Below are 7569 nucleotides of genomic sequence, written 5' to 3'. Positions count from 1 at the left end.
CGCCCCGCTGAATCCCTTGCGCCCCACCAATAACGGGGGAGGCGGGATGTGGCGATTGCCCGCCTTCGAGCGACAACCCTCGTTATGTCAGGCCAATCAGCGCCCGAGAGCTTTACATAACGGTCGTTGTCGCTCGAAGGCGGGCACATCACCCTATGGTTCCGGCTGCGTTGTCCCACCGGCTGGATTCGGCGGCGGCCCGCATCGACCGGCTCCGCCGCCGTGCGATCGCCGCTACGCTGTGGGCGATTCCCCGCAGAGACAGGTCAGACGTTGGCAGAGTTGACGACACCCGCGACCACCCCGGACACCCTGGTGGAGCTGCTGGAACAGCAGTCCGCACGTCATCAGGACACGCCGGCGTTCATCTTCTGCCCGGAAGGGGATGACGAACAGGCCCGGATCAGCTACCGCGAACTCGACGAGCGGGCCCGCGCGATCGCCTCGAGCCTGCAGCGCCGCGGCGCCGCCGGTGAGCGGGTGCTGGTGCTGTGCCGCCCCGGCGTGGACAGCATCGCCGGGTTATTCGGCTGCTTCTACGCCGGCGCCGTCGCCGTTCCGGTCGACGAGCACTGGCCGATCCGGCGGGTCGAGACCGTCGTCCCCCAAGTGCAGGCCCGGTTCGCGCTGGCGACGGCCAAGACCCAGGCCAAGATGAAAGCGGCGGTGGCCGGGCTGACCGACGGTGACGTGACCTGGCTGGCGATGGACGAGGTCGAAGGCGACGGCGCGACCTGGGTGCGCCAAGACGTCGACGAAGACACCGTCGCGATGATCCAGTACACGTCGGGTTCCACCGGCGTGCCGAAAGGCTGCGTGCTCACCCACCGCAACTACGTGCACAACCTGGAGATCATCCGTCAGGCCTGGGATCCCCGCTCCGACGATCCGGTGTTCTCCAGTCCGGTCAGCGGGGTGTCGTGGCTGCCGCAGTACCACGACATGGGCTTCGTCGGCGGCATCCTGGGCACGCTCTACGGCGGCCGCACCACGGTGCTGATGTCACCAAGCGCCTTCCTGATGCGCCCGATGCGCTGGCTGCAGGCGATGTCGCGCTACCAGGCGGTGATCAGTGCCGCCCCCAACTTCGCCTACGAGGCCTGCGTCAAACGCAGCACGCCAGAGGAACGCGCGGCACTGGATCTGTCGAACTGGTCGATCGCCGTGGTCGGCGCGGAGCCGGTCCGCCCGGCCACCCTGCGGGCCTTCAGCGAGGCGTTCGCCCCCGCCGGTTTCCGGCCCGAGGCATTCCGCCCGGCCTATGGCCTGGCCGAGGCGACCCTGGGCGTCTCGGGTGTCTCGAACTCCGCGGTGCCGGTGATCCGGCACATCGACCGCGCCGCGCTCGCCGAGGACCGGGTGGTCGAGGTGGACGGCAACGACGCCGCCGCCGAGAGCGCGGTGCCGCTGGTGGGCTGTGGCAGCCGGCAAGGCGGCCAGGACGTCCTGATCGTCGATCCGGAGACCAGGCTGCGCTGCGGCCCCGATGAGGTGGGCGAGATCTGGGTGGCCGGGCCCAGCGTCGGCGTGGGCTACTGGGGACGGCCGGAGGAGACCGAGCACGCCTTCAACGCCCGGCTGGCCGGCACCGGGGAGGGCCCGTATCTGCGCAGCGGCGACCTGGGCTTCTTCCGCGGTGGCGAGCTGTATGTCACCGGCCGCTGCAAGGACCTGATGTCGATCGGCGGCTATCGCCACTACCCCAACGACATCGAGATGACCGTGCAGGACTGCCACCCGGCGCTGCTGCCCGGCCGCGGCGCGGCGTTCCAGTTGCCGACCAAGCGCAACGCCCCCGAGCACCTGGTCGTGGTGCAGGAGGTACACCACCACGATGCTGCCGGTGTCGACCCCAACGACCTGATCGAGGCGGCCCGGGAGGCGATCCGCACGCACCACGGGATCGAGGCGCAGACCGTGGTGCTGCTCAAGCCGATGCGGATACCGACGACCACCAGCGGCAAGATCCAGCGCAGCGCATGCCGCGATCAGTACCTCGCTGGCGAGCTGGTGCCGCTGGCGCAGTGGCAGGCGCCAATCCCGCAAGACGACACACCCGACGTCAAGAGTGCGCTGGTCGGCAGCCTGGTACGGCTCGCCGCGACCGGATTGGCGCAGCGGCGCAGGTCGGCAGGGGACCGGCAAGGCTGACCTTCGGCCACGGGGAGCGCCGCCGCTGCGCAGGCCCCCGCCTCGCACGGGTAGCCGGCCCCGCTGTCGCGGGGCCACGCCGAACACCTTGTCAGCTGAGGCTCGACCTGGTGCTGCCGCGGGCTCGGCAAGGTCGGTCGCGGACCTCATGTCGCCCGACGTTGGCCGTCCCTCTCCGAATCGCGATTAACAAAAGCTAAGAAATCGATTTCGGCCCGGCCGGAAGCATCGGTGTGATAGGGCTACAGATGTCCGCTGTGCCGGACGTATATCGCCTCACGTGCGATTTCTTGGCGATCCTGGGCGATTTTTCATGAGAAAAAATCGGCGTCGACAAAGTCAAAAACTCATGTAAAGTTCAGCAACGTCCATGGTCAGTTTCCGTAGGAGAACATGATGCAGCTGGCGCTTCGCCCGTACGTCACGCCCGGCGTCGTCATTGCGGGCGCCACGCTCGTCGCAGTCAATGCGGCCGTTCCGACGGCCGTGCTCAAGCCGCAGGCCGAGGTCCGCGAGGCCCTGCCCGACGTCCAGCACCGTCCGGTGGCGCTCACCGCCGGCCCGGACTTCTTCCAGCCCTATGTCGACCTGTTCAACAACACCGCCACCAACCTGGCGGCGATGGGGTCGGACAACGGCTGGGGCAACCTGATCATGCAGATCCTCACCGATCCGTCGTCGCTGTCGAAGTTGCCGGAAGTAATCGACTTCCTGACCAATCCGATGCCGCAGATCAGTGGCAGTGACCCGATCATGGTGATGCTCTCGCCGCTGCTGACCCTCGGGATGGGCCTGATCGGCCCGATGGTCGCCGTGAACAACGCCTGGCACGAGATCAACGAGCAGATCTTCAACCCGACCAACCCGATGGACCCGTTCGCGGCCATCTTCACCGCCCCGGCGGTCTTGCTCAACGCCTACCTCAACGGCACCGACACCCTGGACGTGCTCGGCATCCACATCCCCGCCTGGAACGGAATCCTGGTCCCCGGCCACAACCTGGAAATCGACCTGAGCGCCAGTGACGTCGTCGACGGCCTGAAGATCGGTGACCAGACCGTAGCCGGCCTGCTCGACCAGACCGGGATCGGCACCATGTCGGTGGCCGGCATGCTGACCGGGCTGCTGGACAGCTTGGGTCTGGGCAACCAGACGCCTGTCGACGTGCTCGACACCCTCGGGCTCGGCGACCAGCAGATCTCCAGCGTGTTGTCGACCGTGCTCGACGCCGTCGGGATCGGCAACCCCACCATCACCGACATCATGGACCAGCTGGGCATCGGTGACGTCAAGGTGGCCGACCTCGTCATCGACCTGACCCACGCGCTGGGCTTCGACAACCCGACCATCACCGGTATCGCCGGTGACCTGGGCGTGGCCGACCTCAAGCTCGCCGACCTCGGCATGCACGTGTTCAACGCGCTGGGCATCGGTGACCCGACGGTCAGCGGACTGCTCGCCCAGATCGGCGCCGACGACCTGACGCTGAACGGCTTGCTGATCACCGCCGTCGACGCGCTGGGCCTGGGCGGCCAGACCCCGGCGTCGCTGCTCGACGCCCTGGGCGGCGGCGACCTGACCAGCCACGAGGTGATCACCTCGCTGCTCAACGGCCTAGGCCTGGGCAACCAATCGATGATGGACCTGATCAGTCAGGCCGGCCTGGCCGACGCCGACATGGGCCAGCTTTTCGTCAGCATCCTCGGCGACGCCGGCAACACGTCGATGATCGACGTCCTGGACGCGGCCGGCTTCGCCAACGTCACGGTCAAGGACTTCACCGACCTCCTGGGCATCACCAATCTGTCGCTGGGCACCGTGTTCGGCAACCTCAACCAGATGGGGATCATCGGGAACCTCACGATCAACGACTTCATCGCCGCCACCGGCGGCACCCCGCTGGACAAGGGCGGCGACACCACACTGATCTCCGCGCTGGGTGGCCAGACCATCGGCTCGATCCTCGACCAGCAAGGCATGCTCAACTCGCCGCTGAGCGAGCTGCTCGGTGAGATGGGCACCCAAACACTGGCCCAGATGATCCAGGCCAACTTCTCGATGACCTTGGCCGACATGCTCGCTCAATCCGGCTTCGCCGATATGACCCTCAATGACCTGGTGCTGGCGAACATGCCCGACCAGCCGCTGTCGGAGCTGCTCGGGGTCATGGGCAACACCACCCTGGCCGACCTGATCAACCAGCTGGTCCCCTCCGGCCAGACCATCGTCGACCTGCTCAACCAGGCGGGCATCGGCGACCAGCACCTGAGTGAGCTGCTCGATCAGTTGCTCGGCAACACCACCGTGGCCGGGGCGCTCGACGACGGCGGTCTGGGCAGCATGCACCTCGACGACATCATCCGCCAAGCGCTGGGCGGCCAGAGCCTCAACGACATGCTCAACCAGTTCGGCATCGGTGGGCAGTCCCTGGGCGACCTGTTCGACCAGTTCTTCGGCGACATGACCCTGCACGACGGGCTCATCGATCTGGGCCTGGGCGATCAGACGCTCAACGAGCTGATCGACTCGTTGTTCGGTACGTCGACGGTCAGTTCGCTGCTCGGCGACTTCGGCACCCAGACCGTCAACGAGTTACTCGCGTCAATGGGTCTGGGCGATCTCACGGTGATCAACGCCCAGATCGAAGAATTCTTCGGCTCGATGGCCTACTTCCTCGACGGCCTGCCGAACCAGATCGCGGCGGTGCTCGGTGCTTAAGCGACTCGAGCGGCGTGAGCGGCCTGGCCGGCCTAGCAACTTCGGAACGTCCGTCCGGGAGGGCAACATGCAGCAAGCGCTTCGTCCATACGTCACCACCGGCCTGGCCATCGTCGGGGTGGGCCTGGTCGCGGTTCCGCCGGTGGCGTCGCAGCTGCCGCGGCTGCACAGCCTTGCGGTCGTCGAGCAGCGGGCCGTCGAGCTGACCGCGGGGGGTGACTTCTTCTCGCCGTACACCGACCTGTTCAACCACACCGCGGCCAACCTGCAGGCGCTGAACCAGAACTCCGTCGACATGTGGGGGCTGCTGGAGCACATCTTCACCAACCCGCAGCAGGCCCTGGCCGGTATCCCGGACGTCATCAACATCTTCACCAACCCGCTGCCCACCATCGACGCGCAGCTGCTGCCGTTCCCGGCGGACATCAGCGTGCAGCTGCCCACCTGGCTGAGCTCGATGCTCGCCGGAATGGGCCCGTGGATAACGCTTTTCAACGCCATGCAAGATCTGATGGGCCAGATCTTCAACTTCGAGGACCCCATGGCGGCGCTCTCCGCGCTGTTCGGTGCGCCGGCGATCCTGCTGGACGCCTTCCTCAACGGCCACGACACCTTCGACATCGGCGGCTTCAGCATCCCGCTGTTCAACGGCCTGCTCACCGCGGGTCAGCCGCTCGGCATCAACATCGACATCGGCACCATCGTCGACGCCAGCGGGATGGGCAACGAGACGCTCACCGGCCTGCTCAGCGAGATCGGCATCGGCGACACCCCGCTGGACACCCTGATCATCGACCTCCTCGACCAGGTCGGCTTCGGTCACATGACGCCGGTGGACCTGCTCAACAGTTTCGGGATCGGCACCGAGTCGCTGTCCAACCTGCTCATCGGGTTGTTCAACGAGGCCGGCATCGGCAACCCCACCATCGCTCAGCTGCTGACCGACATCGGCGGCATCAGCCCGGACGACTCGATCGCCAGCCTGCTGATCGCCCTGCTCAACTCGACCGACATCGGCAATCCCACGCTCTCCGAGTTGATCCTGCAACTCGTCGGCGGCGACGACCAGTCGGTCGGAGGGCTGATCAAGGACCTGCTCGGCGCTTCGGGCACCGAATCCCTAGCCAGCCTGGTCGACCCGAGCTGGACCGTCGGCGGCCTGCTGACCGACATGGTGGGCAACCCCCCGCTGACCGACTTCTTCGAGCAACTGGGCCTGGGCAGCATGACGCTGGGCAGCGCGCTCGGCGGCCTGTTCGGCGAGATGGGCGACGACACCCTGCTGGACCTGCTCAACAACGGGTTCCTGGGCCCGGACATCACCGGCAACACCGGCCTGCTGGCGCTGCTGAGTTCGATGTTCCCGCCCGGCACCACCTTCAACGACTTCATCGGCGACTACGGCAACCAGACCCTGGGCCAGGTGCTGTCGGCCATGCCGGTCGGGGTGAACACGTTGGGCATCGATCCGCTCACCCCGCTGACCGACATCAAGTTCACCCAGCTGATGACGATCGCCGGCATCGGCGACACACCGCTGGCCACCCTGTCACCGGAGAACGCCAGCCTGATCGAGAAGATCGGCAACCCGACGCTCAACGCGCTGTTGGGCACCAACACCGTTGGTCAGACCCTGTCCAACCTGCACCTCTACGACGCCACGGTAAGCCAGATGGTCCAGGCGGTCGGTCTGTCCAACTACCAGTTGGAGACCCTGTTCAACGGCCTGGCCAACCTGACCGGCAACGTCACGCTGGAGCAGTTCTTCACCGACATCGGCTTCAACCCGACCCTGACGGACCTCATGGACCGCATCCTCGAAGGGCTGGGGCTGAGCGACACCACGCTGCTCTCCCTGTTCGAGAGCTGGGGGATGGGCAGCATCGGCCTGGAGAACCTGATCGACAGCCTCGGCCTGGACAACCTCAACATCGCGTCGATGCTGAGCGCTCTCGGCCTGAACAACATCGACCTGGACATGTTCATCGACCGAATCGGCTTGAGCGGCATCTCGATTGCTGGTCTGCTCAGCGATCTGGGCATGAACACCAGGCACCTCGACGAGGTCATCAACGATCTCCTGGGCGGGGTCTCGATCGGCAGCATGCTGGGTGGTCTCGGTCTCGACGAGGTGCACCTGGACACCTTCATCACCGACCTGATGACCAGCGTTCTCGGCGACCCGACGCTGGGAACGCTGCTGGGCTGGCTGGGACTGGACAGCAACGATCTGGACACCATCGTCGCCAATCTCGGCCTCGGTGGCGTGACGATCAACTCGCTGCTCACCGATTTGGGCTTGGGTACCACCACGATCGAGAACCTGCTCAGCGGGCTCGGCCTGTCGGATCTGGGTCTGGTCGATATCAACGCCGACTTCTACGGTCTGATCCCCCAGTGGCTCAACGACATTCCGCAACAGATCGCCGAGGCGTTGGGCTTCTTCGGCTGACCCTGCTGCTGAATCAACCCGCTGTATGAGAACTGAAACGACAACCAGAGCTAGCACAACTGTGGGCCAGCACAGATAGGAAATCCCAAATGGCGGTACGGCGTAACACTTCGGGCAACGGTCGGCGGGGTCGGCAGCAGCGCCGGCGACTGCTGGGTGCCTCTAGTGCGTTGGGGGCGTTTTTGGCGTTTGGGGTGGCGCCGGTGGTGGTGGCGCCGGTGGCGGCTGCTGATGAGTTGGATTGGGTT

3 protein-coding genes are annotated in these 7569 nt (G+C 66.0%); all 3 read left to right on the top strand.

Going from position 1 to position 7569, the window contains the following annotated elements; genetic code table 11:
* Window positions 1-282 precede the first annotated feature (282 nt).
* The 3 genes from A5694_RS13890 to A5694_RS13880 all read left to right on the top strand — a co-directional run bounded on the left by A5694_RS13890 (window position 283) and on the right by A5694_RS13880 (window position 7321).
* Window positions 283-2151, top strand: coding sequence for a fatty acyl-AMP ligase (locus tag A5694_RS13890; RefSeq protein ID WP_234786526.1), 1869 nt, complete (start codon window positions 283-285; stop codon window positions 2149-2151).
* Between the two features lie 396 nt (window positions 2152-2547).
* Window positions 2548-4869 (top strand): hypothetical protein, encoded by a 2322-nt coding sequence (locus tag A5694_RS13885; RefSeq protein ID WP_234786527.1) that lies wholly within the window; start codon window positions 2548-2550, stop codon window positions 4867-4869.
* A gap of 67 nt (window positions 4870-4936) precedes the next feature.
* On the top strand, window positions 4937-7321 hold the full coding sequence (locus tag A5694_RS13880; RefSeq protein ID WP_064922416.1) for a hypothetical protein: 2385 nt from the start codon (window positions 4937-4939) through the stop codon (window positions 7319-7321).
* The last annotated feature ends 248 nt before the right edge of the window (window positions 7322-7569 follow it).

It is taken from the genome of Mycolicibacter sinensis (genome assembly GCF_001667945.1).
Taxonomy (GTDB): domain Bacteria; phylum Actinomycetota; class Actinomycetes; order Mycobacteriales; family Mycobacteriaceae; genus Mycobacterium; species Mycobacterium sinense_B.
Note: the sequence above shows the minus strand (reverse complement) of the source record. Positions and strands in the feature narration are given on the sequence as shown.